Origin of the sequence: Streptomyces sp. NPDC093221 (assembly GCF_044753885.1) — a bacterium.
Taxonomy (GTDB): Bacteria; Actinomycetota; Actinomycetes; order Streptomycetales; family Streptomycetaceae; genus Actinacidiphila.
This window is the reverse complement of record NZ_JBIVOA010000001.1, coordinates 895,810-919,587: the sequence shown is the minus strand read 5'-3', so window position 1 is coordinate 919,587 and position 23,778 is coordinate 895,810. Positions and strand designations below refer to the sequence as shown.

The 23,778-nt window shown below is 73.1% G+C and carries 22 protein-coding genes; 6 read left to right on the top strand and 16 right to left on the bottom strand.

The window, feature by feature from the left end:
* The first annotated feature begins 25 nt into the window (after positions 1 to 25).
* The 3 genes from ACIQCJ_RS04100 (at position 26) to ACIQCJ_RS04090 (ending at position 3,273) form a co-directional block, all read left to right on the top strand.
* On the top strand, positions 26 to 958 hold the full coding sequence (locus ACIQCJ_RS04100; RefSeq protein ID WP_355337325.1) for an ROK family protein: 933 nt from the start codon (positions 26 to 28) through the stop codon (positions 956 to 958).
* Positions 958 to 2,121: an N-acetylglucosamine-6-phosphate deacetylase gene (gene nagA / locus ACIQCJ_RS04095; RefSeq protein ID WP_355337322.1), complete on the top strand. Its 1,164-nt coding sequence runs from the start codon at positions 958 to 960 to the stop codon at positions 2,119 to 2,121. Before ACIQCJ_RS04100 ends, nagA begins: the two co-directional genes overlap by 1 nt.
* A gap of 192 nt (positions 2,122 to 2,313) precedes the next feature.
* Positions 2,314 to 3,273 carry a 1-phosphofructokinase family hexose kinase gene (locus ACIQCJ_RS04090; protein ID WP_402710634.1) on the top strand — a complete coding sequence of 320 codons (960 nt, stop codon included), beginning with the start codon at positions 2,314 to 2,316 and terminating at the stop codon, positions 3,271 to 3,273.
* A gap of 19 nt (positions 3,274 to 3,292) precedes the next feature.
* On the opposite strand, the gene ACIQCJ_RS04085 is transcribed toward ACIQCJ_RS04090, so the two are convergent.
* Positions 3,293 to 4,327 carry a carbohydrate-binding protein gene (locus tag ACIQCJ_RS04085; RefSeq protein ID WP_355337316.1) on the bottom strand — a complete coding sequence of 345 codons (1,035 nt, stop codon included), beginning with the start codon at positions 4,325 to 4,327 and terminating at the stop codon, positions 3,293 to 3,295.
* A 224-nt stretch (positions 4,328 to 4,551) separates the two neighbouring features.
* Here ACIQCJ_RS04085 and ACIQCJ_RS04080 point away from each other — a divergent pair, with 224 nt between their 5' ends.
* From ACIQCJ_RS04080 to ACIQCJ_RS04070, 3 genes are all read left to right on the top strand, one after another.
* A complete protein-coding gene (locus tag ACIQCJ_RS04080; protein WP_402710854.1) occupies positions 4,552 to 5,532 on the top strand; it encodes an SAM-dependent methyltransferase in 981 nt (326 codons plus the stop codon).
* Positions 5,533 to 5,591: 59 nt separating this feature from the next.
* The gene (locus tag ACIQCJ_RS04075; RefSeq protein ID WP_355337313.1) at positions 5,592 to 6,734 is read left to right on the top strand and encodes an NADH-quinone oxidoreductase subunit D; all 1,143 of its coding nucleotides are present in this window, start codon (positions 5,592 to 5,594) and stop codon (positions 6,732 to 6,734) included.
* An 80-nt stretch (positions 6,735 to 6,814) separates the two neighbouring features.
* Positions 6,815 to 7,783 carry a sigma-70 family RNA polymerase sigma factor gene (locus ACIQCJ_RS04070; protein ID WP_402710633.1) on the top strand — a complete coding sequence of 323 codons (969 nt, stop codon included), beginning with the start codon at positions 6,815 to 6,817 and terminating at the stop codon, positions 7,781 to 7,783.
* A 13-nt stretch (positions 7,784 to 7,796) separates the two neighbouring features.
* On the opposite strand, the gene ACIQCJ_RS04065 is transcribed toward ACIQCJ_RS04070, so the two are convergent.
* The 15 genes from ACIQCJ_RS04065 to dacB form a co-directional block, all read right to left on the bottom strand.
* Positions 7,797 to 8,831, bottom strand: coding sequence for a hypothetical protein (locus ACIQCJ_RS04065; protein WP_391043041.1), 1,035 nt, complete (start codon positions 8,829 to 8,831; stop codon positions 7,797 to 7,799).
* A 444-nt stretch (positions 8,832 to 9,275) separates the two neighbouring features.
* Positions 9,276 to 9,716 (bottom strand): rhodanese-like domain-containing protein, encoded by a 441-nt coding sequence (locus tag ACIQCJ_RS04060; protein ID WP_402710632.1) that lies wholly within the window; start codon positions 9,714 to 9,716, stop codon positions 9,276 to 9,278.
* Positions 9,713 to 10,240 (bottom strand): cysteine dioxygenase, encoded by a 528-nt coding sequence (locus ACIQCJ_RS04055; RefSeq protein WP_355337304.1) that lies wholly within the window; start codon positions 10,238 to 10,240, stop codon positions 9,713 to 9,715. The genes ACIQCJ_RS04060 and ACIQCJ_RS04055 overlap by 4 nt, the downstream gene beginning before the upstream one ends.
* 457 nt (positions 10,241 to 10,697) lie before the next feature.
* A complete protein-coding gene (locus tag ACIQCJ_RS04050; RefSeq protein WP_355337301.1) occupies positions 10,698 to 11,192 on the bottom strand; it encodes a DUF3180 domain-containing protein in 495 nt (164 codons plus the stop codon).
* Positions 11,193 to 11,298: 106 nt separating this feature from the next.
* Positions 11,299 to 11,922 carry a 2-amino-4-hydroxy-6-hydroxymethyldihydropteridine diphosphokinase gene (folK, locus tag ACIQCJ_RS04045; protein ID WP_402710631.1) on the bottom strand — a complete coding sequence of 208 codons (624 nt, stop codon included), beginning with the start codon at positions 11,920 to 11,922 and terminating at the stop codon, positions 11,299 to 11,301.
* Positions 11,919 to 12,278 carry a dihydroneopterin aldolase gene (folB, locus tag ACIQCJ_RS04040; RefSeq protein WP_355337295.1) on the bottom strand — a complete coding sequence of 120 codons (360 nt, stop codon included), beginning with the start codon at positions 12,276 to 12,278 and terminating at the stop codon, positions 11,919 to 11,921. The genes folK and folB overlap by 4 nt, the downstream gene beginning before the upstream one ends.
* Before the next feature lie 136 nt (positions 12,279 to 12,414).
* A complete protein-coding gene (locus ACIQCJ_RS04035) occupies positions 12,415 to 12,948 on the bottom strand; it encodes a nuclear transport factor 2 family protein (RefSeq protein ID WP_355337292.1) in 534 nt (177 codons plus the stop codon).
* Positions 12,945 to 13,814, bottom strand: a complete 870-nt coding sequence (gene folP, locus ACIQCJ_RS04030) for a dihydropteroate synthase (protein WP_355337289.1) — start codon at positions 13,812 to 13,814, stop codon at positions 12,945 to 12,947. Before folP ends, ACIQCJ_RS04035 begins: the two co-directional genes overlap by 4 nt.
* Positions 13,815 to 13,837: 23 nt before the next feature.
* On the bottom strand, positions 13,838 to 15,682 hold the full coding sequence (locus tag ACIQCJ_RS04025) for a phosphatidylglycerol lysyltransferase domain-containing protein (RefSeq protein WP_391162505.1): 1,845 nt from the start codon (positions 15,680 to 15,682) through the stop codon (positions 13,838 to 13,840).
* Positions 15,683 to 15,903: 221 nt separating this feature from the next.
* Positions 15,904 to 16,512 (bottom strand): GTP cyclohydrolase I FolE, encoded by a 609-nt coding sequence (gene folE / locus ACIQCJ_RS04020; protein ID WP_188283469.1) that lies wholly within the window; start codon positions 16,510 to 16,512, stop codon positions 15,904 to 15,906.
* Positions 16,513 to 16,657: 145 nt separating this feature from the next.
* The gene (gene ftsH / locus ACIQCJ_RS04015) at positions 16,658 to 18,709 is read right to left on the bottom strand and encodes an ATP-dependent zinc metalloprotease FtsH (protein ID WP_355337283.1); all 2,052 of its coding nucleotides are present in this window, start codon (positions 18,707 to 18,709) and stop codon (positions 16,658 to 16,660) included.
* A gap of 258 nt (positions 18,710 to 18,967) precedes the next feature.
* Positions 18,968 to 19,522: a hypoxanthine phosphoribosyltransferase gene (gene hpt / locus ACIQCJ_RS04010; RefSeq protein ID WP_355337280.1), complete on the bottom strand. Its 555-nt coding sequence runs from the start codon at positions 19,520 to 19,522 to the stop codon at positions 18,968 to 18,970.
* A gap of 54 nt (positions 19,523 to 19,576) precedes the next feature.
* Complete coding sequence (gene tilS, locus ACIQCJ_RS04005) at positions 19,577 to 20,572, bottom strand: tRNA lysidine(34) synthetase TilS (protein ID WP_355337277.1); 996 nt, start codon at positions 20,570 to 20,572, stop codon at positions 19,577 to 19,579.
* 173 nt (positions 20,573 to 20,745) lie between these two features.
* Positions 20,746 to 21,915 carry a zinc-dependent metalloprotease gene (locus ACIQCJ_RS04000; protein ID WP_355337274.1) on the bottom strand — a complete coding sequence of 390 codons (1,170 nt, stop codon included), beginning with the start codon at positions 21,913 to 21,915 and terminating at the stop codon, positions 20,746 to 20,748.
* A 371-nt stretch (positions 21,916 to 22,286) separates the two neighbouring features.
* Positions 22,287 to 23,696 (bottom strand): D-alanyl-D-alanine carboxypeptidase/D-alanyl-D-alanine-endopeptidase, encoded by a 1,410-nt coding sequence (gene dacB / locus ACIQCJ_RS03995; protein ID WP_402710630.1) that lies wholly within the window; start codon positions 23,694 to 23,696, stop codon positions 22,287 to 22,289.
* Positions 23,697 to 23,778 lie beyond the last annotated feature (82 nt).

Here is a 23,778-nt window from a genome sequence, read left to right as displayed (position 1 = left end):
AGGTGTTAGCCGCGACACTGTCCCCGTGAGACATGTCATCGCTCTCGATGTGGGCGGCACCGGAATGAAGGCCGCGCTGGTCGGCGCGGACGGAACGCTCCTGCACCAGGCGCGCCGTCCGACCGGCAGAGAACGCGGCCCCGACGCCGTGGTCGCCGCGATCCTCGACTTCGCGGCCGAACTGCGCGACCACGGCGTGCGCGAGTACGGCGAACCCGCCGCCGCGGCCGGGGTCGCGGTGCCCGGCATCGTCGACGACGTCAACGGGATCGCCGTCTACGCCGCGAACCTCCGCTGGAAGGACGTCCCGCTGCGGGCGTTGATGTCCGAGCGGCTGGACGGCGTACCGGTCGCGCTCGGCCACGACGTCCGCACCGGCGGCCTCGCCGAGGGCCGGATCGGCGCGGGCAACGGCGCCGACCGCTTCCTCTTCCTCCCGCTGGGCACCGGCATCGCGGGCGCCATCGGCATCGAGGGCCGGATCGAGGCGGGCGCGCACGGCTACGCGGGCGAGATCGGGCACATCGTGGTCCGCCCCGGCGGCCCGGAGTGCGGCTGCGGGCAGCGCGGCTGTCTCGAGGCGCTGGCCTCGGCGGGCGCGGTCTCGCGCGCCTGGGCCGAGGCGAGCGGCGACCCGGACGCGGACGCCGCGGACTGCGCGCGCGCCGTCGAGACCGGCGACCCGCGGGCGCTCGCGGTGTGGGGCGAGGCGATCGGCGCGCTGGCCGACGGCCTGGTCACCGGGCTCACCCTTCTGGACCCGCGTGTGCTGATCATCGGCGGCGGGCTCGCGGAGGCCGGGGACACCCTCTTCGGGCCGCTGCGCGCGGCCGTGGAGGCACGTATCACCTTCCAGAAACTCCCCCTCATCGTCCCCGCCGCGCTGGGGGACACCGCTGGATGCCTGGGCGCCGGCCTGCTCGCCTGGGATCTACTCTCCGTGGAGGTAACCGCCTGATGGCCCCCGTAACGACAACGCAGCGCACGGTGCTGGCGGGTGCCCGTGTGGTCCTGCCGTCAGGTGTGGTGGAAGGCGGCCGGCTGACCGTCGAGGGCACCCGGATCGCGGCGAACGAGGCCGACGAGCACGTCTCGACGGCCACCGTGGACCTCGCGGGCCACACCGTCGTGCCCGGCTTCGTGGACATCCACAACCACGGCGGCGGCGGCGCGTCCTTCACCTCGGGCACCGCCGACGACATCCTCACCGGTGTGCGCACCCACCGCGCGCACGGCACGACCACGGTGGTCGCCTCGACCGTCACCAACGCGCTGGACGTCCTGGCCAAGCAGGCCGGGCTGCTGGCCGAGCTGGTGGAGCAGGGCGACCTCGCCGGAATCCACTACGAGGGCCCGTTCATCTCGCCGTGCCGCAAGGGCGCGCACGACGAGGCGCTGCTGCGCGACCCCGACCCGGCCGATGTGCGCAAGCTGGTCGAGGCGGGCCGCGGGGCCGTCCGGATGGTCACCCTGGCGGCCGAACTGCCCGGCGGAATCGATTCCGTACGGCTGCTGGCCGACCTCGGCGTGATCGCGGCGATCGGCCACACCGACGCCACGTACGAGCAGACGCTGGAGGCCATCGACGCGGGCGCGACCGTGGCCACCCACCTGTTCAACGCGATGCCGCCGCTCCAGCACCGCGCGCCCGGCCCGATCGCGGCGCTGCTGGAGGACGAGCGGGTGACCGTCGAGCTGATCAACGACGGTACGCATCTGCACCCGGCCGTCCTGGAGCTGGCCTTCGGGAGCGCGGGCGCCGGGCGGGTCGCCTTCATCACCGACGCGATGGACGCGGCCGGTTTCGGCGACGGCCACTACGACCTGGGCCCGATGAAGGTCGAGGTGCTCGACGGGGTCGCGCGGCTGGTCGAGGGCGGCTCGATCGCCGGGTCGACGCTCACCCTGGACACCGCCTTCAAGCGGGCCGTCACGCTGGACGGGCTGTCGCTGACCGACGCCGTACGCGCCATCTCCACCAACCCGGCGCGGCTGCTCGGCCTGGACGACCGCATCGGCACGCTGGAGCCCGGCAAGGACGCGGACCTGGTGGTGCTGGACGCGGCGTACGACCTGGTGGGCGTCATGCGCAAGGGCGAGTGGGTCGTCCGGCCCGACTAGCCGTCGCCGGAGGGTGCGCCCGGCAGGCGCGTTCGGGGGCGTCCGGCAGGCGTGTGCGGGGGCGCCCGGCAGGCGTGTTCGGGGGCGTCCGGGCGGTGAGTTCACCCGATTTTCGCGGATTCTCGCTAAAAGCTGCGTAACGGCGGTCGGCGCGCACTGGGCCGACCGCCGTACTTTTGTCATCATCGTCAGGTGATCATCACCGTCACGCTGAACGCCGCCCTCGATGTGACCTACCGGGTCCCGTCGCTCCGACCGCACTCCACCCACCGGGTCACCCACACCGCGGAACGCCCCGGCGGCAAGGGACTCAACGTCGCCCGCGTGCTGGCCGCGCTCGGCCGCCCCGCCGTCGTCACCGGCTTCGTCGGCGGCCCGGTCGGCGCCGAGCTGCGCGAACGGCTCGCCGAGCGGGCCGCCGAGTACGACGACGGGCTGCTGACCGACGCGCTGGTGCCCATCGCGGGCACCACCCGCCGCACGGTGGGCGTCGTGGACGACACGACCGGCGACACGACGATGTTCAACGAACCGGGGCCCACGGTCACCCCGCGCGAGTGGGGCGGGTTCCTGGAGCGCTACCGCGCGCTGGTCGCCGACGGCCGCGCGACGGCCGTGGCGCTGTGCGGCAGCCTGCCGCCGGGGCTGCCGGTGGGCGCGTACGCGGAGCTGGTGCGCGAGGCGCGGGCCGCCGGGGTGTTCGTGCTGCTGGACACCAGCGGGGAGCCGCTGCGCCGCGGGCTGGCCGCGCGCCCCGACCTGATCAAGCCGAACGCGGTGGAGCTGACCGGCCTGACCGGCTTCTCCGAGCCCGCCCGCGCGGCCGGTGACGCCCGGCGGCGCGGCGCCCGCGCGGTGGCCGCCTCGCTCGGCGAGGACGGGATGCTGGCGCTGACCGAGGAGGGCGGCTGGCAGGCGCTGCCGCCCGCGCGCCTGGCGGGCAATCCGACGGGCGCGGGCGACTCGGCGGTGGCGGGGCTGCTGTCCGGGCTCGCGGAGGGCCTCACGTGGCCGCGGCGGCTGGCGCGGGCGGTAGCGCTCTCGGCGGCCACGGTCGCGGCGCCCGCGGCGGGCGAATTCGACGCGGCCGTCTACGCGGAGCTGCTGCCCCAGGTGACGGTGGTGCCCGCGGAGCCCGGCGCGGCGGTGTGAGGGCGGGCCCCGGCGGCGGCTACTCGGTGACCTGGCCCTGCTTGAGTTCGAACTGGTCCAGGTTGACCGCGCACTGATTGCCCTGCTGGCAGCTCAGCGTCACGGTGTTGGAGCCCTCCTTGAGGTCGATCCAGGAGTAGGTGTGGTTGTTCCACGCCTTCGCCCAGTCCGTGTAGTGGCCGTAGTTCTTCAGATTGACGGGGCCGCTGCGCGCCTTGCCGTTCACCCCGAGGGTGAGCGTCGCGTCGTCGCCCGCGTTCCCGTAGTACGTGAAGAGCGTGTACGGGCCGTCCTTCGGCACCGTCACCGTCCACGTCACGGTCGCGCCGACCTGCGTCAGGTGGTCGACATAGGTGCCGCCCGCCGCGCTCGCGCCCGGGTGCTCGGTGCTCGTCTGCGCGCCGCCCGTCAGGACGAGCGTCGAGGCGTCGGTCTTCTTCGAGTCGTACGGGGTCGGCTCCGCGGAGGCCGACGGCGTCGTCTCGGTGGGCGCGGCCGAGGTGACCGCCGGGCTGGACGGCTTGTCGCTGGCCTTCTTGTCGCCGTCGCCCGAGCCGTTGGTCATCGCGAAGGCGATGCCGATGGCCACGGCCGCGACCACGGCGACCGCCGCGATCAGCAGGCCCTTGCGGTTGGGCGCGCCGCCGCCCTGCTGGCCGCCGCCGCCCGCGCGACGGGTGTGCGGGGGCTGCGCGGGAGGCTGCTGGCCGGGATAACCCTGCTGGCCCGGATATCCCTGCTGGCCCTGCTGCCCTTGCTGGCCGCCGTACTGCTGCTGGCCGGGCTGCTGGCCGTACGCCTGCGTCTGCTGCTGGGTCTGCTGCGGATAGCCGTAACCGGAGGGCGACTGCTGCTGCGGGTAGCCGTAGCCCGAGGGTGTCTGCGGCGGCTGCGGACGACGCTCACCGACCCGCTGGATCTGGTGGTGCGAGGTACGCGGCATGCCCGGCTGCTGCACCGGGGCCTGCTCGGGCTGCTGCTCGCCGCCCTCCGACCGGTAGAGATAACCGAACGGGTCGTCGTTCTCAGGGGCGCCGTCGTTTCCGGCAGTCATCCGCTGTCCACTCCCTCACTGCACTGCACACACGCTGCACACGCCGTCGCGGCGCCTGTGGTATCTCCGGAACACTACCGGCCCCGAGAGACACCCCGCTCAAGCCTTCGACGCATCTCCAGGTCAGGAAGGTTCCCCTGTGAGCAGGCACACTTCACCGGACACGTACCGTTAACCCCGTGGACAGCGAGTGGCGGGAGCGGTGGGTGCCCTGGCGGGAGGCCATGGACCGCGCCCTGTACGGCCCCGAGGGCTTCTTCGTACGGGAGCGGCCCGCGGCGCATTTCCGTACCTCCGTGCACGCCTCCGCGCTCTTCGCGGGGGCCGTCGCCGAGCTGCTGGTCCGGGTCGACGCGGCCCTCGGGCACCCGGCCGAGCTGGCCTTCACCGACATGGGCGCGGGCCGCGCGGAGCTGTGCTCCGGGGTGCTGGCCGCGCTCCCCGCGCCGGTCGCCGGCCGCGTACGCGTCCACGCCGTCGAGCGCGCACCGCGCCCGCCGGGGCTCGACCCGCGGATCACCTGGAGCGACCGGCCGCCGCGCGGTGTGCGCGGCCTGCTCTTCGCCAACGAGTGGCTGGACAATGTGCCGCTCGACGTCGCCGAGACGGACGGGGCGGGCGTGCCCCGCCAGGTGCTGGTCCGCCCGGCCGACGGCGCGGAGCGCCTCGGCGAGCCGGTGCGCGGCGCCGACGCGCGGTGGCTGGAGCGGTGGTGGCCGCCGTCGCCGGAGCCCGGCGCCCGCGCCGAGATCGGGCTGCCGCGCGAGGCCGCCTGGGCCGAGGCGGTCGGCTCGCTGGACGCCGGGGCGGCCGTCGCCGTCGACTACGCCCACACGCGCGCGGCGCGGCCCCCGTACGGCACGCTCACCGGCTACCGCGACGGCCGCCAGGTGGAGCCCGTCCCCGACGGCTCCCGCGACCTCACCGCCCATGTCGCCCTCGACGCCCTGCCGGGCACGGCGCTCCCCCAACGCGCCGCCCTGCGCTCCCTCGGCCTCTCCGCCGCCCGCCCCCCGCTCGCCCTGGCCGCCGCCGACCCGGCCGCCTACGTCCGCGGCCTCGCCGCCGCGGGCGAGGCCGCCGAACTGACCGCCCGCGGCGGCCTCGGCGACTTCACCTGGCTGGTGACGGAGGTCGGCGTGACCGGCGTCCTGGCGGCGGTTCAGGACTCGGCGGACGCACGGCGGTCGCCGCGGGCGCGCTGAGCCCGCGGGCCCGGCACCGCCCGTGGGATACGGGCGGGGAGTCCTGAGAGGATGGCGGCATGACGGAGACCACGATCGGAGTCGGCGGGGCGGCCGAGGGCACCGACATGGTGCTGAACATCGGGCCGCAGCACCCGTCCACGCATGGGGTGCTGCGCTTGCGGCTGGTGCTGGACGGGGAGCGGATCCGCAGCGCGGAGCCGATCGTCGGATACATGCACCGGGGCGCGGAGAAGCTGTTCGAGGCGCGGGACTACCGGCAGATCGTGATGCTGGCGAACCGGCACGACTGGCTGTCGGCGTTCGCGAACGAGCTGGGTGTGGTGCTGTCGGTCGAGCGGATGCTCGGCATGGAGGTGCCGGAGCGCGCGGTGTGGACGCGGACGCTGCTCGCGGAGCTGAACCGGGTGCTGAACCACCTGATGTTCCTGGGCTCGTACCCGCTGGAGCTGGGCGGGATCACGCCGATCTTCTACGCCTTCTCCGAGCGGGAGAACCTCCAGCACGTGATGGAGGAGGTCTCCGGCGGCCGGATGCACTACATGTTCAACCGGGTCGGCGGCCTGAAGGAGGACCTGCCCAACGGCTGGCAGGGGCGGGTGCGCCAGGCGGTCGCCGGGGTGCGGTCGCGGATGGGCCGCTTCGACGACCTGGTGCTCGGCAACGAGATCTTCCGCGGCAGGACCCGCGGTGTCGGCGTCCTGTCCCGCGAGGCCGTGCACGCGTACGGCGTCAGCGGGCCGATCGCGCGCGGCTCCGGCGTCGACTTCGACCTGCGGCGCGACGAGCCGTATCTGGCGTACGGGGAGCTGGGCGACACCCTGAGGGTGGTCACCAGGACCGAGGGCGACTGCCTGGCGCGCTTCGAGGTGCTGCTGGAGCAGACGCACAACGCGCTGGACCTCGCGGACGCGTGCCTGGACCGGCTGGCGGAGCTGCCGCCGGGGCCGATCAACCAGCGGCTGCCGAAGGTGCTCAAGGCCCCCGAGGGGCACACCTACGCGTGGACCGAGAATCCGCTCGGCATCAACGGCTATTACCTGGTGTCGAAGGGCGAGAAGACGCCGTACCGGCTGAAGCTGCGCTCCGCGTCGTACAACAACATCCAGGCGCTGGCGGTGCTGCTGCCGGGCACGCTGGTGTCGGACATGGTCGCGATCCTCGGGTCGATGTTCTTCGTGGTCGGCGACGTCGACAAGTAGCGCCGCCGGGCGGTCCGCGCGTCACATTCGGGGTCACTGGTCCGTCAGGAGAGTGACGACATGTGACGGAGGACCGACCGATGGACGCACCCATGGACGACGGCTTGGACGACGGTGGGCACGACGGCCTGGAAGACGGCAGGGACGACGGCAAGGACGACAGAGAGCTGCTGGCGGCGCGGTTCGAGGCGAACCGCGCCCATCTGCGGGCCGTGGCCTACCGGATGCTCGGCTCGGCCGACGAGGCGGACGACGCCGTCCAGGAGGCGTGGCTGCGGCTGAACCGCACCGACGCCGCCGAGGTCCGCAACCTGGGCGGCTGGCTGACCACGGTGGTCGGCCGGGTCTGCCTGGACATGCTGCGCTCGCGCCGCACCCGCCGCGAGGAGCCGATCACCGCGCCGGACGGATACGAGTACGGGTACGTGGGCGCGGTGACGCTGCCCGCGCCGGGGCCCGAGCAGCAGGCCCTGCTGGCCGACTCGGTGGGGCTCGCCCTGCTCGTCGTCCTGGAGACCCTGGACCCGGCCGAACGGCTCGCCTTCGTGCTGCACGACATGTTCGCCGTGCCCTTCGACGACATCGCGCCCATCGTGGAGCGCACCCCCGCCGCCGCCCGCCAGCTCGCCAGCCGCGCCCGGCGCCGCGTCCAGGGCGGCACCGAGGTCTCCGACCCCGACCCGGCGCTGCGGCGCGCGGCCGTCGAGGCGTTCCTCGCCGCGGCGCGCGACGGGGACTTCGACGCGCTCCTGGCGGTCCTGGACCCCGAGGTCACCGTCCGCTCCGACGTCCCCGGGCGGCCCGGCGTCACCTCCACCCGCCGGGGCGCGGCCAACGTCGCGCGCGGCGCGGTCAGTTACGCCGCGATGGCCTCCACGGCGCGGCTGGTGCTGGTCGACGGGCTCCTGGCGGCGGCGGTGGACCTGGACACCGCGGACGCGCGGGTCCTGACCTTCGCGGTCTCGGCGGCGGACGGGCGGATCACGGCCGTCGACATCGTCACCGAGCCGGGGCGGCTGGCCGCGCTGGACGTGCGCCCGCTGGCGTGAATCCCCCGCGCCGTCAGGCCTGGGCGCGCAGTTCCGACATGTCGAGCTGTTCGGTCTCGTCGTGGGCCGTGAGGTCGATGACCTCGGGGCCCGACTCCGCGACGGCCTGGGCGTGTTCCGCGACGGCCTCGTCCCCCACGACGTCGTCCAGGTCGGCCACGTCGTCCAGCGCGTCCACCCCGGAGACGTCCTCCGGGTCCGCACCGCCCGCGGGCTTCTGCGTGCCGAAGAAGTCGAAGCCGCCGATGGCCCGGCTGCCGTTGCCGCCGGGGGCGCCCGGCGAGCGCTGGGGCTGCGCGTAGGGCAGGACGGCGGCGGCGACGGCCGGGACGAGGCGGTGTTCGCGGACCGGCAGACCGGCCGGTGACGTGGCGGGCGCGGCGGTCCGGGTGTGGCTCTCGGCCTCCGCGGCGTGGCGGCCCTGCGGCTCGTCCTCGGGGCCCGCGGTGTCGCGGCGGCGGGCGTCCTCGACGGTGCGCCTGGCCTGCTGGCGGGCGGCGTTGCGGCCGAGGTCCCGCAGCGCCTGATCGGCCTTGAGGAAGGCGGCGGGGCCGACCGGCGAGGCACCGCCGGTGAGGGCGAGCTGCCGGGGGGCGGAGTCCAGTTGGAGCTGACGGCGGCTCTCCAGCACCTGGGCGCGCTCGCTCTCGGCGGTGGCGTACCGGCGGAGCAGGTCGGCGTGCTCGGTGCGGAGCCTGGCCAATTCCCCGCGCTTGGCCCGGAGTTTCTTCTCCAGGCGCCCGCGTATCTCGCGGGACTCCTCCAGGTCCGTCTCCAACTCGGCGGCCCGCTCGTCGGTCCGCCACTCCTCGCGGACGCGCGCCGCTTCGAGTTCGGCGACCGTACGGCCGGCGGAGCGGTCCCAGGTGCGGGCGAGGGCGGCGCCCGCGCACGCGGTCAGCGCGGTGGCGACGGTGAGCACCCGGATCACGCCCGTATCGCCGGAGAACAGGGCGGCGGCGGCGAGGACCGCGGCGCTGCCGACGACGGTCAGCGGCGGCAGCATCCGGTGCAGCGGCTGCGAATGGCGGTGACGTCCACGGGGCATGGCCAGAAATTTAGCGTGTGTGAAGGGATCGTGGGGAGGCGGGTCCCGAATATCTGGGCGGATTCTCACGGCGATTCGTCCGGCGAATACGGAGGGCATTCGGCGCTGCACGATGTGTCCCCCCATGTGCCGTCGGCCAATGCCGTCCTCATGTGCCGCCGCGGCGGCGCCGAGCCCCGCGCGCGCCGCCCCACCGGGCCCCGGGGCCGCCCCCGTTGGGCCCGGCGCGGGGTCCGGTGCCGGGCCCAACGGGGGCGATTACGGCGGCGCCGATACCCAGGTTCGGCGACCTGGGTCCGACGTCAACTCCGGTTCACGGAAGGGGTTGTTGGGGTATTCCCCGACGCACTCCGGGAATTTGATCTTGAGCTTCCCCGCGACGGGATCAGTACCGCGATCAGAGCGCGATCGGTAGCGGGATCAGCAGCGGGATCGGTAGCGGGATCAGAAAGCGCCTTCGGCCTGTGCCGCGATGTGCGCGGTGGGGACCGTCGGGGTGCCGTCCGGCGCGGTGACCGGCAGGCCCGCCGCGCGCCACGCCTGGAAACCGCCGTCCAGGTCGGTGGCCGCGCGCAGCCCGAGGTCCTGGAGGGAGGCGGCGGCGAGCGAGGACGCGTACCCCTCGTTGCAGATCACCACGACGGTCAGGCCGAGGCCCGTCGCCTGCGGGAGGCGGTGGGTGCCCTCGGGGTCCAGCCGCCATTCGAGTTCGTTGCGCTCGACGATGACGGCGCCGGGGATCGTGCCGTCGCGGTCGCGCAGCGCGCCGTAGCGGATGTCGACCAGCAGGGCGCCGTCGCGTTCCGCGGCGCGGGCGGCGGCCTCGGGGCCCAGCCGGTCCAGCCGGGCCCGTACGGCCGCCAGGCGCGCGTCGAGCGCGGTCACCACTCCTCCGGGCGCTCGACCAGCTCCAGGCGCAGCGTGCTGCCCTTGCGGCTGTAGCGGCGGATCAGCGGCAGCGGCGGGTAGTAGGCGTGCACCGAGACGGCGTGCGAGGACGGGGAGCTGTTGGTGACCTGGTGGACGTGGTTGCGGCCGAAGGCGCGACCGACGCCTTCCGGCAGCACGCGCCTGCGGTCCAGGCCCTCGGCCAGTTCCAGGGAGCGCCAGCCCTCGGAGGGCAGCGGCACGGACAGCGACTGCTCGGTCAGCTCACCGGCGGCGGTGACGAAGACGCCGTACGAGCCGCCGTGGTCGTGCCAGCCGGTCTCGGCGCCGGGCGGCCAGCCGATCAGCCACGCCTCCGCGCCGCCGGGGCCCTCCAGCCGTACCCAGGTGCGGCCTTCGGGGTCGAGCGGCAGATCGCCGACGACGGCGGGGTCGGCGGCCACCTTGCGGGCGAAGTCGAGGAGATCGGCGGCGGTGGGCGCGGCGGGAGCGGTCGAGGGCGCGGTGGAGACAGTGGACACGGCGGAGGCGGAAGCGGCGGCGGGTTCGGACGAGGGAGCAGCGGAATTCAAGGGACACCACCCGGGGATACGCCGCGTCGGCGGGCAGCGGGGGCGTGCGTACGAGAGATCCCTTGAGAATGAAGCGTGCCGGGTTCGTACGAAAATCAGGCCGGGGCTGCGGCTACGACGCGAAAGATGAACGAAGGACGTCGGAGGCGCGCGTCAGCGCGCGGTCGTACAGATGCAGCCCGCGTACCGGACGAGGTCCAGGTGGACCTTCCGGTGCAGATGCCATCCGGGTTCGCTCACGTAGCGGACTGAACCACGCCACCCGCCCACCGGTCAAGCCGGACGTCCGAGTGGTGGCGTCGGCCCCGCAACGGCGGGGACCACGGGTGTCGGATACGTCTCAGGATGCGGGATACGTACCCGGGGGCGGGAGGTGCTGCCGGGACGCGCGCGCCTCGGGCGCGGGTCAGCGGCGGTGCGGGGTCGTGCCGTGCGGCACCGTGTCGTCGTCCTCGGGGAGGCGGCAGACCCGCTCCAGGAAGATCGCGGCGGCGATCACCGCGATCCCGGCGACGACGGCCAGGCCCGCGTAGATGGCCTGCTGGCGGCGCGGGTCCATGTCGAGGTCGTACATCACCAGGTAGAGCCCGGTGCCCGCGTACATGCCGACGACGAGGGCCGCGACGAGGGCGCTGGCCTGGCCGAAGACGACCGCGCGGGCGGCGGCCAGCGGGTCGACGCCCTTGGCGCCCGGGTGCCGTTCGCGCTGCGCCTTGAGCCGGGCGCGCAGCGACAGCGCGGTGGCCAGGAGCGCGACGGCGATCAGCGCGAGCACGATCGGCGCGGCGACCGGCACGCCCGGCAGCGTCCCGACGTGGTCCCACAGCCGCGCGGCGGCCCATGAGAGCACGCCCGCCACCGCGAAGAGCCCCGCCAGCGTCCTGATCCGCAGCGTCCTCACCGAGTGCCCGCCTCCACTTTCTGTGCAGTGCGCCGTCCGCGCGCCTGTGTGCGCTCGTCCGCCCGCGCCCGCCCGTGGCGGATGCGCGGTACGCAGGTCCCAACGATTATTCGGGCAGCCGGAGTTCCACGTCCGTGCGCCGTCGCACCCCCGCGGAGCCGACCGCCCCGATCAGTTCCGCGACCGGGCCGTGCCCCGGCAGTTCGGCCGCCGGGTCCACGTCGTACCACGGCACGAGCACGAAGGCACGCTCGTGGGCGCGCGGGTGCGGAAGTGTCAGCGCCGGGTCGTCGGAGGCCACGTCCTGGTACGCGATGATGTCGACGTCGATGGTGCGCGGCCCCCAGCGCTCGGTGCGCACCCGCAGGAACGCCTCCTCGATGGCCTGGGCGCGCTCCAGCAGCGACTCGGGCGGCAGCGTGGTGCGCACCAGCGCCACCGCGTTGAAGTACGCGGCCTGGGAGCCCTCGGGGACGCCCCAGGGCTCGGTCTCGTACACGTGCGAGACGGCCTTGACCCGGACGCCGGGGGTGTCCTCCAGCGCGTCGACCGCGCCTTGCAGGGTCTCCAGCCGGTTGCCGAGGTTGCCGCCGAGGGCGATCACCGCGGTCTTGGGGTTGTTCAGGGTGAAGTCCGCCGCGTCGACCTGCGCGACCACGGAGGCCGGTACGGGCTGCACGGTCGGGTCGAACGCGGGCTTGTGGGCGTGCTCCCGACGGGGGGAGTTCACGGGCGCCTCCGGGTGATGGTCACGGTCACGTCGTCGAAGGGCACGGTGATCGGCGCGTCCGGTTTGTGCACGGTCACCTCGACCTCTTGCACGACGTCGTGCGCCAGGCACGTGTCGGCGATGCGCTGGGCGAGGGTTTCGATGAGGTCGACCGGTTCGCCGGAGACGACGGCCGTGACCTCTTCGGCGACCACACCGTAATGCACGGTTCTGGTGAGGTCGTCATCGGCCGCCGCGGGGGCCGTGTCGAGGCCCAGCACGAGGTCCACGACGAAGACCTGGCCGTCCTCGCGCTCGTGCTCGAACACACCGTGGTGGCCCAGGGCCTTCAGGCCCCGCAGCGTGACACGATCCACGAACTCTCTCCCGCCGGTCGGTCGGACGGCCGCCGTCCGGGGTGTCCCGGCCGGCGGCGGACGGGGCGGTCCGCCCCGTCGTCTGCTCCGAATCTACCGTCGGTCACCGACAGAGCCGGTCACGGGCGGCCCGCGGTCACGCTCCCGCCGTCCCGTCGAAGCCCTCGTCGTCCAGCAGATCGTCGCCGGGACCGCCGGATCCGCCGGGGCCCTCGCCGTCCTCGTCGTCCTCGTCGTCGTCCTCCGCCAGCACCGGCGAGCCGTGGTGGACCCACATCCGCCAGCCGTCGGCGGTGCGGCGGAAGACGTTGGTGGCCACCACCAGGCCGCCGACGAGCGAGCCCGCGGAGCCGTCCTCCTCGGCGGGGCCGCCGGTCAGGATGTTCTCGGTGCAGGTGACCACCGCGCTGTCGCCGTCGACGGCGACCTCCACGTCGGTCAGGAAGAACTGGATGTAATCCGTGTTGGCCATGATCAGCGCGTACGACCGCATGACCTCGCGGCGTCCGCGCAGCACCGGCCAGCCGGGGTGCACGACGGCCACCGACTCGGCCAGCGGCCCGTCCAGGACCACCGACTCCAGCGCGTCCAGGTCCGAGGTCTCCACGGCGTCGTAGAACGCCTGGTTGGCCCGCTCGACGGCGCGGGCCTCCGCGGTGCGCGGCGTCATGCGCGGACCCCCCCGATCTCGATGGCGCGGGCGACGCGGACGGCGTCGGCGCTGGCGTGCACCTCGTGGACGCGGACCGCCCAGGCGCCCTCGCGGGCGGCGATGGCGGTGACGGCCGCGGTGGCCGCGTCGCGTTCCCTGGCGGGCGGCGGTTCGCCGTTGTCACCGGCCAGGATGCGGCCGAGGAACCGCTTGCGGGAGGCGGCGACCAGCAGCGGACGGCCCAGTTCGCGCAGCGCGCTCAGGTGGGCCAGCAGCGTCAGGTCGTGGTCCGCGGTCTTCGCGAAGCCCAGGCCCGGGTCGAGGATCACCAGGCCGGGGTCGATGCCGCCGGCCACCGCCCGGTCCAGGCCCGCGCGCAGTTCGGTGACGACCTCGCCGAGCACGTCGGCGTAGACGGCCCGGTTGTTCATGTCGATGCTCTGGCCGCGCCAGTGCATGACGACGAACGGCACCCCGGCGGCGGCGACCGCGGGGACCATCGCGGGGTCGGCGAGGCCGCCGCTCACGTCGTTGACCAGCCGGGCGCCCGCGGCGACCGCCTGCTCGGCGACCGAGCCGCGCATCGTGTCGACGCTGACCAGCACCCCGGCCGCGGCCAGCTCCCGCACCACCGGCACGACCCGGCGCAACTCCTCCGCCTCGTCGACCCGCTTGGCGCCGGGCCGGGTGGACTCGCCGCCCACGTCCACCATGTCGGCGCCCTGCGCCACGAGATCGAGGCCGTGCTTGACGGCCAGCTCCGGGTCGAACCACCGCCCGCCGTCGGAGAACGAGTCGGGCGTGACGTTCACCACGCCCATGACCGCGCAGCGGTCCCACTCCGGCAGTCCGACGGGCCTGACGCGGCCCAGCAACGTACTCATGCGCCCAGCGTAGGGGCTACGCCCTACGCCACCGCACTCCGCTCGGTCGCGTCCACCGACGTCGCGTAGCCGGGCTTGTGCCGGTGCGGGGGGCGGGTGGCGCGCCCGGGCAGGAAACGCTGGACGGCGTCGGGCAGCGGAAGGGACAGCGTGACGAAGCCCTCGGCCTGCATGATGGCGAAGCCGATCCTGGGCAGGTCACGGGAGTTGGGGAAGACCAGGAAGCGCGGCACCCACTCGGGCTGGAACTTCGCGTTGAACTTGTACAGCGACTCGATCTGGAACCAGCGGGACAGGAACACCAGCAGACCGCGCCAGCCGCGCAGCACCGGGCCCGCGCCGATCCGTTCGCCGCGGGCCAGCGCGGAGCGGAACATCGCGAAGTTCAGCGACACGCGGGCGATCCCGAGGGCGGGCGCCTCCTGGAGCGCGGCGACGATCAGCAGTTCGTTCAGGCCGGGGTCGGCGGCCCGGTCGCGGCGCATCAGCTCCAGGGACATGCCGTCCGCGCCCCAGGGCACGAAGTGCAGCACGGCCCGCAGGTCGCCCAGTTCGGGGTGCGGGGCGCCGGGCTCGCGGTCCTTGTGCGCGGTGACGACCACGCAGTCCCCGTCCAGCTCCTCGCCGAAGCGGCCGAGCGCCATGGAGAAGCCGCGCTCGGTGTCGGTGCCGCGCCAGGCGTCCGCGGCCAGCCGTACGCGGTGCTTCTCGTCCTCGCTGAGGTCCCGCACCCGGCGTACCCGGCACACGTATCCGGACCGCTCGATGCGCTTGACCATCTGGCGGACATTGCGCATGGCGCGGCCCTGGAGGGTGAAGGCGGAGGTGGTGACGATCGCCTCGTCGCCCAGCTCCAGGGCGTCCAGGCCGGTCTCGCGGGTCCACACCTCGCCGCCGGTCTCGCTGCACCCGACGACGGCGGGCAGCCAGGCGTGCGCGCGGGCCAGCTCCATGTACTGCTCGATGGCGCCGGGCCACGCCTCGACGTCGCCGATCGGGTCGCCGCTGGCGAGCATGACGCCGGACACCACGCGGTAGCAGACGGCGGCCTTGCCGCTGGGCGAGAAGACCACGGACTTGTCGCGGCGCAGCGCGAAGTGGCCGAGCGAGTCGCGGGCGCCGTGCCGGGCCAGCAGCGCGCGCAGCCGGTCCTCGTCGGCCTCGCTCAGCTCGGCGACCGGGCGTCCGGGGCGCAGCGCGAGGAAGGCGGTGGAGATCGCGATGAGCAGGCCGAGGCCGCCCAGCGAGTAGCCGACCAGGTCGTTGACCCGGTCGCTGGTGTACGTGACCGGTCCCTCGAAGCCGAACAGGCCGAGCAGGACGTGCTCGCAGCGGTCGAGGAAGCCGGGGTTGCCGCGCTCGGAGGACGGGTGGGCGCTGGTGATGACCAGGCCGAGGGAGAAGGCGACGGTGCTGAGGCCGACGAAGTTCAGCAGGGCCCGCCAGCGGGTGCGCGGGTCGGACAGCGCGGTGAACTCGTCGCGGTAGGAGATCAGCACCCACAGCAGGCCGAGCGAGACCAGGGCCCCGAAGATCGAGTGCCGGTAGACGAGCTGGGTGGCCGCGCCGACCGGCAGCAGCACGACGGCCGCCCACCAGGCGCGGACCTTCCCGCGCTTGAGCGCGTGCGCGAGCATCAGCAGCAGGACGCCGGTGACGACCGCGGTGGCGGCGGCGAGCGAGCTGACGGTGCCGGGGAAGACCGCGGCCATGTGGTGCATCCGGCCGTTGCGGAAGGCCGGGAAGACCGCGGAGACCACGTCCAGCAGCCCGATGACCGCGGCGGCGCTGCCGATGATCCCCGGGACGGCGGAGGGTCGCAGCCGCCAGCGGCGCGAACGCGGGGCACAGGCACGGTCAGCGGACATGCTTCACCAGGGTCTAGTACGAGCGAGTGAGTGGCGCCCAGTAGGACGCGAAACCCTGTCTATGGGTTCCTTCGCGGGCAACGCAACTGTGACAGCTACGGCGCGTCTACGTAACGGCTACGGCGGCCCCGTACCGCACCGTGCCTACCGGGGCCGCCAGGCCCCTGCCCGAGCAGGCCAGTGCCCGGAGGCAGCCCGTGCCCGGTCAGCCGCGTGCCCGGTCAGCCGCGCCCGAGGATCAGGCTCATCGCCTCCGCGCGGGTCGCGGGGTCGCGGAGCTGGCCGCGTACGGCGGAGGTGATGGTCTTCGCGCCCTGCTTGCGGACCCCGCGCATCGTCATGCACATGTGCTCGCACTCGATGACCACGATCACCCCGCGCGGTTCCAGGATGCGCATCAGGGCGTCGGCGACCTGCGTGGTCAGCCGCTCCTGCACCTGCGGGCGGCGGGCGTACACGTCGACCAGCCGGGCCAGCTTGGACAGGCCGGTGATCTTGCCGCTGACGGCCGGGATGTAGCCGACGTGCGCGACGCCGACGAACGGCACCAGGTGGTGCTCGCAGGACGACATCACCTCGATGTCCTTCACCAGCACCATCTCGTCGTGCCCGAGGTCGAAGGTGGTGGTCAGCACGTCCTCCGGCGTCTGCCAGAGCCCGGCGAATATCTCCTTGTACGCGCGCGCCACCCGCGCCGGGGTCTCCCGCAGGCCCTCCCGGTCGGGGTCCTCGCCGACCGCGTACAGCAGCTCGCGCACCGCGGCCTCGGCCCGCTTCTCGTCGAACTCGCCGATCGAACCCTCGCCGTCGATCGTCACGGGGTCGGTCATGATGCCTCGTTCCTCCGAAGTTCGGCGAAGTGGGAAAGCTGGCCCAAAAACGGCAATGGCCCCAAGGTTAAAACCCTGGGGCCACTGCCTGCATTCCGGGTCCGGCCCGGACTGCCTGTTCTCGTGCCTGACCGGCTCGCGCCGGTCAGCTCTCCGGCGTGCCGTCCTCGGGACGGTCGACCGGCTCCGCGACGGGCTTGGTCGTGCTGACCGAACCCGTCGTGATGCCGTTGGCCGGCTGCGAGCCGTTGGTCAGTGCCAGCTCCTTGGGAGAGAGCACCGGCGGCCGGGTGGACGGCGTACGACGGGCGGAGCCCGTCCAGGCCGGACGCGGGGGACGCCTGACGATCGGAGCGAAGATCTCGGCGATCTGCTCCTTGTTCAGGGTCTCCTTCTCCAGCAGGTTCAGAACGAGGTTGTCCAGGACGTCCCGGTTCTCGACCAGGATCTCCCACGCCTCGTTGTGCGCCGTCTCGATGAGCTTCTTGACTTCCTCGTCCACCAGCCCGGCGACCTCTTCCGAGTAGTCGCGCTGGTGACCCATCTCACGGCCGAGGAACGGCTCCGAGTCGCTGGAACCGAACTTGATCGCGCCCAGCCGCTCCGTCATGCCGTACTGCGTGACCATGGCACGGGCGGTCGCGGTGGCCTTCTCGATGTCGTTCGACGCGCCGGTGGTCGGGTCGTGGAAGACCAGTTCCTCCGCCGCCCGGCCGCCCATCATGTAGGCGAGCTGGTCGAGCATCTCGTTGCGCGTCGTGGAGTACTTGTCCTCGTCGGGCAGCACCATCGTGTAGCCCAGCGCGCGGCCGCGGGACAGGATCGTCACCTTGTGGACCGGGTCGGAGTTCGGCGAGGCCGCCGCGACCAGGGCGTGTCCGCCCTCGTGGTACGCGGTGATCTTCTTCTCCTTGTCCGACATGATCCGGGTGCGCTTCTGCGGACCGGCCACGACGCGGTCGATCGCCTCGTCCAGCGTGGCGTTGTCGATGACCTTCTTGTTGCTGCGCGCGGTCAGCAGCGCCGCCTCGTTGAGCACATTGCTCAGGTCGGCGCCGGTGAAGCCGGGGGTGCGGCGGGCGACGGCCATGAGGTCGACGTCCGGTGCGACCGGCTTGCCCTTCTGGTGCACGCTGAGGATCTCCACGCGCCCCTGGAGGTCCGGCGGGTCGACCGCGATCTGCCGGTCGAAACGGCCGGGACGCAGCAGCGCCGGGTCCAGGATGTCGGGCCGGTTCGTGGCGGCGATGAGGATCACGCCGCCCTTCACGTCGAAGCCGTCCATCTCGACCAGGAGCTGGTTGAGGGTCTGCTCGCGCTCGTCGTGACCGCCGCCCAGACCCGCACCGCGGTGCCGGCCGACGGCGTCGATCTCGTCGACGAAGACGATGGCCGGGGCGTTCGCCTTGGCCTGCTCGAACAGGTCGCGGACGCGGCTGGCGCCGACACCCACGAACATCTCGACGAAGTCGGAGCCGGAGATCGAGTAGAACGGCACGCCCGCCTCACCCGCGACAGCGCGGGCCAGCAGGGTCTTGCCGGTACCCGGACGGCCGTACAGCAGCACGCCCTTGGGGATCTTGGCGCCGACGGCCTGGAACTTCGCGGGCTCCTGGAGGAATTCCTTGATCTCCTGGAGCTCCTCCACCGCCTCGTCGCAGCCGGCCACGTCGGAGAACGTCGTCTTCGGCGTGTCCTTGGTGATCAGCTTCGCCTTGGACTTGCCGAACTGCATGACGCGCGAGCCGCCGCCCTGCATCTGGTTCATCAGGAACAGGAAGACCACGACGATGAGGACGAACGGGAGCAGCGACAGCAGAATGCCGACGAAAGCGTTCTGCTTCGACGGCGAGACGGTGTAACCGTCGGGAAGGGTGGTCCCCTTCACCTTGCCGTCGACGATGTTCTGCAGCTCCGCGGCGATGGCCGAGCCCTGGTTGCCGATGTAGCTGGCGCGGACCTTGGAACTGCCCTCGACCTTGGATCCGTCCCTGAGCTGGATCTTGATGGAGTTGTCGTCGCCTGTCGTCAGCTCGGCGGACTTGGCCTGGTTTGATTCGATCGCATGTAGAACCTCGCCGGTATCCACCGTCTTGTAGCCGCCGCCGGACCCGACGACCTGCATCAACACGACCACGGCGAGGACAGCCAGCACGATCCACATGACTGGCCCACGGAAATAGCGCTTCACGTCCATCCATGCGGGGCGAAGTCGCCCCGTCCCTCCTGCCACAGTGAGGCACCGCCGCCTGCTGGCCGCGCGTGCATGCCGGTGTATGACCCGACCTTCGGACGGTACCCCAGCATTGTCACCCGAGGTTGCCGCCGACCGTTAACAATCCCGCCTTCCCCTGCTCCAACGGCGGGAAACCGACAGGGGTTCCCGGGGCCGAACGGGGTGTGGCCGACGTCATGACTGTGCCGCGCCGGACCGCCGGCGGCGGGCCGACGGGAGTCAGCCACCGTATACGTGCGGGGCGAGTGTGCCCACGAACGGGAGATTGCGGTACTTCTCCGCATAGTCCAGGCCGTATCCGACCACGAACTCGTTGGGGATGTCGAACCCGGTGTACTTCACGTCGAGCTGGACCTTGGCCGCCTCGGGCTTGCGCAGCAGCGTGCAGACCTCCAGGGAGGCGGGGCCGCGCGAGCCCAGATTGCTGATCAGCCAGGACAGCGTCAGCCCGGAGTCGATGATGTCCTCGACGATCAGGACGTCACGGCCCGCGATGTCGGTGTCCAGGTCCTTGAGGATGCGCACCACACCCGAGGACTTGGTGCCGGCGCCGTAGGAGGACACCGCCATCCAGTCCATCGTCACGTTGCTCGACAGCGCCCGTGCGAGGTCCGCCATCACCATCACGGCGCCCTTGAGGACACCGACGATCAGCAGGTCCTTGCCCGCGTAGTCCCGGTCGATCTGCGCGGCGAGCTCGCTGAGCTTCGCGTCGATCTCTGGCTTGGAGATGAGCACTTTCTCAAGATCGGCGCCCATGTCGTTCTCGTTCACTGCGCGGTATGTCCCTCAAGTAGTCGGCTCCCGGGTCGCTGGGCGACGGCAGCTCTACGACGGCGAGAACACCAGTCTGCCATTGGCCCTGAGAACGGCGACGCCGCCCGGCAGATTGAGGGCTTTCTGTCCGTGCCAGCCGGTGACCAGCCGGTCGACCTCCTCGATGTGCCGGGCGAAGAGGAAGCCGGGGGGCGAGCCGGCGGCGATGGCGGCGCGGCGCAGGACGCGGCGGCGTACGGCGGCGGGCAGGCCGTGCAGCCGCAGCGCGTCCAGGCTGCCGTCGTCGCCCGCCGCGTCGGCCTCGGCGTCCGCGGCCCACTGGTCCAGCGCGTCGGCGTCGTCCCTGGAGAGCTGCGCGGTGCGGGCCAGCGCCTCGACGACGCCTTTGCCGAGGGACTTCTCCAGGACGGGCAGGGCTTCGTGTCTGACGCGGGAGCGGGTGTACGCGGGGTCGTGGTTGTGCGGGTCCTCCCACACGGTGATGCCCTGGGCGAGACAGCCCTTGCGTACGGTGTCGCGGTCCAGCAGCAGGAAGGGCCGCCGGTAGCGGCCGCCGGTACCGGAGACCGCGGCCATTCCGGCCAGCGAGCGGGTGCCGGAGCCGCGGGCGAGGCCCAGGAGCACCGTTTCTGCCTGGTCGTCACGTGTGTGGCCGAGCAGGACGGCGGCGGCGCCGTGCGATTCGGCGGCGGAGTCGAGCGCCGCGTACCGGGCGTCTCTGGCGGCGGCTTCGGGACCGCCCTGGCGGCCGACGGTGACGCCGATCGCGTCGACCGGGTCGAGGCCGAGGCCGCGCAGCCGCCCGGCGACCTCTTGGGCGCGGCCGGCGGAGCCCGCCTGGAGGCCGTGGTCGACGGTGACGGCTCCGGCGCGCACGCCGAGCCGGGGTGCTTCGAAAGCGAGGGCGGCGGCCAGCGCCATGGAGTCGGCTCCGCCGCTGCACGCGGCGAGCACCAACGGGTGCGGGTCGGTGGACGCGGTGAGGACGTCGTGCAGGACGCGGCGGACCGCCAGGCGTATCGCCGCGACCGTGGGGTGGGGTCCCATGTCCGGTTTCCCTCCTGAGGAGGCTATGAGGAAAGCGCCGAAGTGACGCAGGGTATCCAGATGGTGACAGAAGCTCGGGGCTTACCCGAGCATCGCACGCGCTACCCTGCGCCTACGGTCCCTCGGACGGGTGAACCCGAGGGCGGACACGGCCTTCATGAGCGGTTACGCCCTCACGATTCGCTACGGCTGTGCACCCGCGCGACCCACTCGGCGGGTTTGGCGATCTCCGCCTTGGTGGGCAGCGTGTTGGGCGAGGTCCACACCCGGTTGAAGCCGTCCATGCCGACCTCGTCGACGACCGCCCGGACGAAGCGCTCGCCGTCGCGGTACTGGCGGAGCTTGGCGTCCAGGCCGAGGAGCTTGCGCAGCGCCTGGTCCAGGCGGCCCGCGCCGCTGGCCCTGCGCTGGCTGAACTTCTCCCGGATCTCGGCGACGGTCGCCACGACCTCGGGCCCCACGCCGTCCATCACGAAGTCCGCGTGGCCTTCGAGCAGCGACATCACGGCGGTCAGCCGGGCCAGGATCTCCCGCTGGGAGGGGGTCTGCACCAGGTCGACCAGGCTGCGGTCCTCGTCGCGGTCCTTGTCGGCGTCTTCTTCCTTGCCGCCGCCGGAGCCGGTGAAGGACTGCACGGCCTCCCTGACCCGCTCGATCACCGTCGAGGCGTCCAGTTCGGTCTCGCCGAGGAACGCCTGGATCTCGCCCTCGATGTGGTCGCGCAGCCACGGCACCGCGGAGAACTGGGTGCGGTGCGTCTCCTCGTGCAGGCACACCCACAGGCGGAAGTCGTGCGGGTCGACGTCCAGCTCGCGCTCGACGTGCACGATGTTCGGCGCGACCAGCAGCAGCCGTCCGGCGCGGGACTCGCCGGGGCCCGGCTTGACCGGTCCCGCGGGCATGTCGCGGCTCGGCGGCGCGAAGGTCTCGTACTGGCCGAGCACCCGCGAGGACAGGAAGCTCAGCAGCATGCCGACCTCGACGCCGGTCACCTTGCCGCCGACCGTGCCGAGCACGACTCCGCCGGGGCCGCCGGGGCGGCGCGCCTGCATCTTTCCGAGCAGGGGCTTCATCACCTCCCGGAACCCGGCCACGTTGGCCTTCACCCAGCCCGCCCGGTCCACGATGAGCACCGGGGTGCCGTGCGGTGGCACCTCCGCGTCCCCGTACATCCGGGTGAACTCCCTGACGTGCGCCTCCGACTCCTGCGCGTGCGCCCGCAGCTCCGCCACGATGGCCCGAGCCTCGTCCCGGCTCACCTCAGGCCCCGGCCGCGTCAACCGCTGCGCGGTCGCCACGGCGAGGTTCCAGTCGACCATCTCGCTTCCACCGATGCTCGTCATGCCTTCACGGTACGTTGCCGCTCCCCCTTTGGGCTCCCCCACCAACAGGTTCCCCCTCCGGCCGCCCCCCGAAATACGGCTTCAGCCCCTCCGGCTAACGCCGCCTCAAACGCCGGCGGGGCTGTTCCCCCCACCCACCCGCCCTTCCCCCTGCCGGGGGGGCACCCCACCCGGCACGGGGCGTTCAAGGCCAAAGCCAGCGCCTGGCGGGCGCGCCAGAAGCAATGTTTCAGCCCGTCCGGCGATTGAGGACACCAGCCCGTGGCCCGCGCCCGCTTCATCAAGCCCGTCCGGCGATTGAGGACTCCCGCCAGTGCCCCAACCCCGTTTCTTCGAGCCCGTCCGGCGATTGAGGACATCGGGGACGCGGGCTAGGGGTGGGTGGTGAGGGCGGCGGCCAGGTGGTCGAGGGCTTTCTGCGCGCCGCCAGGCGAATCCGTGCCGTGGGTGAGGAACGCGAAGGCGAGGAGGCGCCCCGCGGGGGACACGGCGGTGCCGGCGATCGTGTTGGTCCCGGTGAGCGTCCCGGTCTTGGCGTGGACCACCCCGGCGCCCCCACCGCCCCGGAAGCGGTCGGCGAGCGTGCCGGTGAAACCGGCGACCGGCAGCCCGGTCAGGACCGACCGCATCTCGGGATACGCGGGACTCGCCGCGAGCGCGAGAATCCGGGCCAGCGTGGTGGCCGACAGCGCGTCGTCCCCGTCGAGTCCGCTCCCGTCGTGGAAGGCGGCGCCGGCGAGCGGCACCCCGAGCCGCCGCAGGGCGTCGGGAATGGCGCTCGCCGCCCCGGCGAAACTGGCGGGCCGCCCGAGCGCGCGGGCCACATGCCGGGCCAGCGCCTCGGCCACGTCGTTGTCGCTGTCGGTCAGCATCCGCTCCACCAGCTCCGACAGCGGCGCGGACTGATGGGCCGCCAGCCGCGTACCCCCGTGCCCGCTGGCGGGCGCCGCCTCGCCTTTGACCCTGATCCCCCGCTCCCGCAGCAGGTCCGCGAAGGCGTCGGCGGCCGACTCGGCCGGATCGTCGGCGCGTTGCGCGGGCCCGCTCGAACTGTGGTCGAGCCGCCCCTCGCGGACCATGAGCGCGGTGACCGGCGCGAGGTTCTCGTTGGGCCCGATGGGGTGGAGCGCGGTGCCGCTGAACAGGGACGTGTCGTAGCCGAGCCGTACGGACGTGGTGCCGCGCGCCTTGAGCGCGGCGGCGGTGTCGTCGGCGAGCCCGCCGAGTTCGAGGGTCGGGTCGCCGCCGCCGACCAGGACGACCCGGCCGGCCGCGGCGACCACCACGGTCGTGGTGAGGCGGCGGCCGGGCCCGAGCGTGCCGAGCGCGGCCGTCGCGGTGGCGAGCTTGGTGGTGGAGGCGGGGGTGGACGGCGTACCGGCCCGGTGGTCGTACACGACGGTCCCGGTGGCCACGTCGACGACGGTCCCGGTGCGTACGGTGCCGAGCCCGTCGGCGTCCATCAGCGGGTCGAGGAGGGCCTTGAGGGCGGCCGGGTCCGGCGGCGTACCGGCGGACGAGCCCTTGCCCGTACCGGGCGCGGCGGCGGGCACCGGGGCCAGTACGGGGGCGGCGGACGGCGCGGGCGGGGTGATCCGGGGCGTGGGCACGGCGGTGCGCGGTCCCGAGGCCACGACGTGGTCCCGGCCGGCCGCGTGCTCGCGCTCGGCCGTACGCTGGCCTGCGTCCCACGGGCCTGCCGCGGCCACCGCCCCGGCCGCCACCGCCAGACCTATCGCGGCCGACCCCGCCACGACCTGCCACGTCTTGCCGTGCGGCACCCCCGACCAGCCCCTTTCGCGACCACCCACATGCGTGGGAGACACTTAATCACCCGCAGTATGCGCTGATCATGGAGGAGTA

Coding starts and splice junctions, on each gene's coding strand:
- folE (WP_188283469.1), bottom strand. CDS start 16,512: ATGACCGACCCCGTGACGATCGACGGCGAGGGTTCGATCGGCGAGTTC.
- ACIQCJ_RS04035 (WP_355337292.1), bottom strand. CDS start 12,948: ATGACGCCGCGCACCGCGGAGGCCCGCGCCGTCGAGCGGGCCAACCAG.
- folP (WP_355337289.1), bottom strand. CDS start 13,814: ATGAGTACGTTGCTGGGCCGCGTCAGGCCCGTCGGACTGCCGGAGTGG.
- ftsH (WP_355337283.1), bottom strand. CDS start 18,709: ATGGACGTGAAGCGCTATTTCCGTGGGCCAGTCATGTGGATCGTGCTG.
- ACIQCJ_RS04075 (WP_355337313.1), top strand. CDS start 5,592: ATGACGGAGACCACGATCGGAGTCGGCGGGGCGGCCGAGGGCACCGAC.
- ACIQCJ_RS04000 (WP_355337274.1), bottom strand. CDS start 21,915: ATGACGAGCATCGGTGGAAGCGAGATGGTCGACTGGAACCTCGCCGTG.
- ACIQCJ_RS04080 (WP_402710854.1), top strand. CDS start 4,552: ATGGACCGCGCCCTGTACGGCCCCGAGGGCTTCTTCGTACGGGAGCGG.
- tilS (WP_355337277.1), bottom strand. CDS start 20,572: ATGGGACCCCACCCCACGGTCGCGGCGATACGCCTGGCGGTCCGCCGC.
- nagA (WP_355337322.1), top strand. CDS start 958: ATGGCCCCCGTAACGACAACGCAGCGCACGGTGCTGGCGGGTGCCCGT.
- ACIQCJ_RS04085 (WP_355337316.1), bottom strand. CDS start 4,327: ATGACTGCCGGAAACGACGGCGCCCCTGAGAACGACGACCCGTTCGGT.
- ACIQCJ_RS04025 (WP_391162505.1), bottom strand. CDS start 15,682: ATGTCCGCTGACCGTGCCTGTGCCCCGCGTTCGCGCCGCTGGCGGCTG.
- ACIQCJ_RS04070 (WP_402710633.1), top strand. CDS start 6,815: ATGGACGCACCCATGGACGACGGCTTGGACGACGGTGGGCACGACGGC.
- ACIQCJ_RS04065 (WP_391043041.1), bottom strand. CDS start 8,831: ATGCCCCGTGGACGTCACCGCCATTCGCAGCCGCTGCACCGGATGCTG.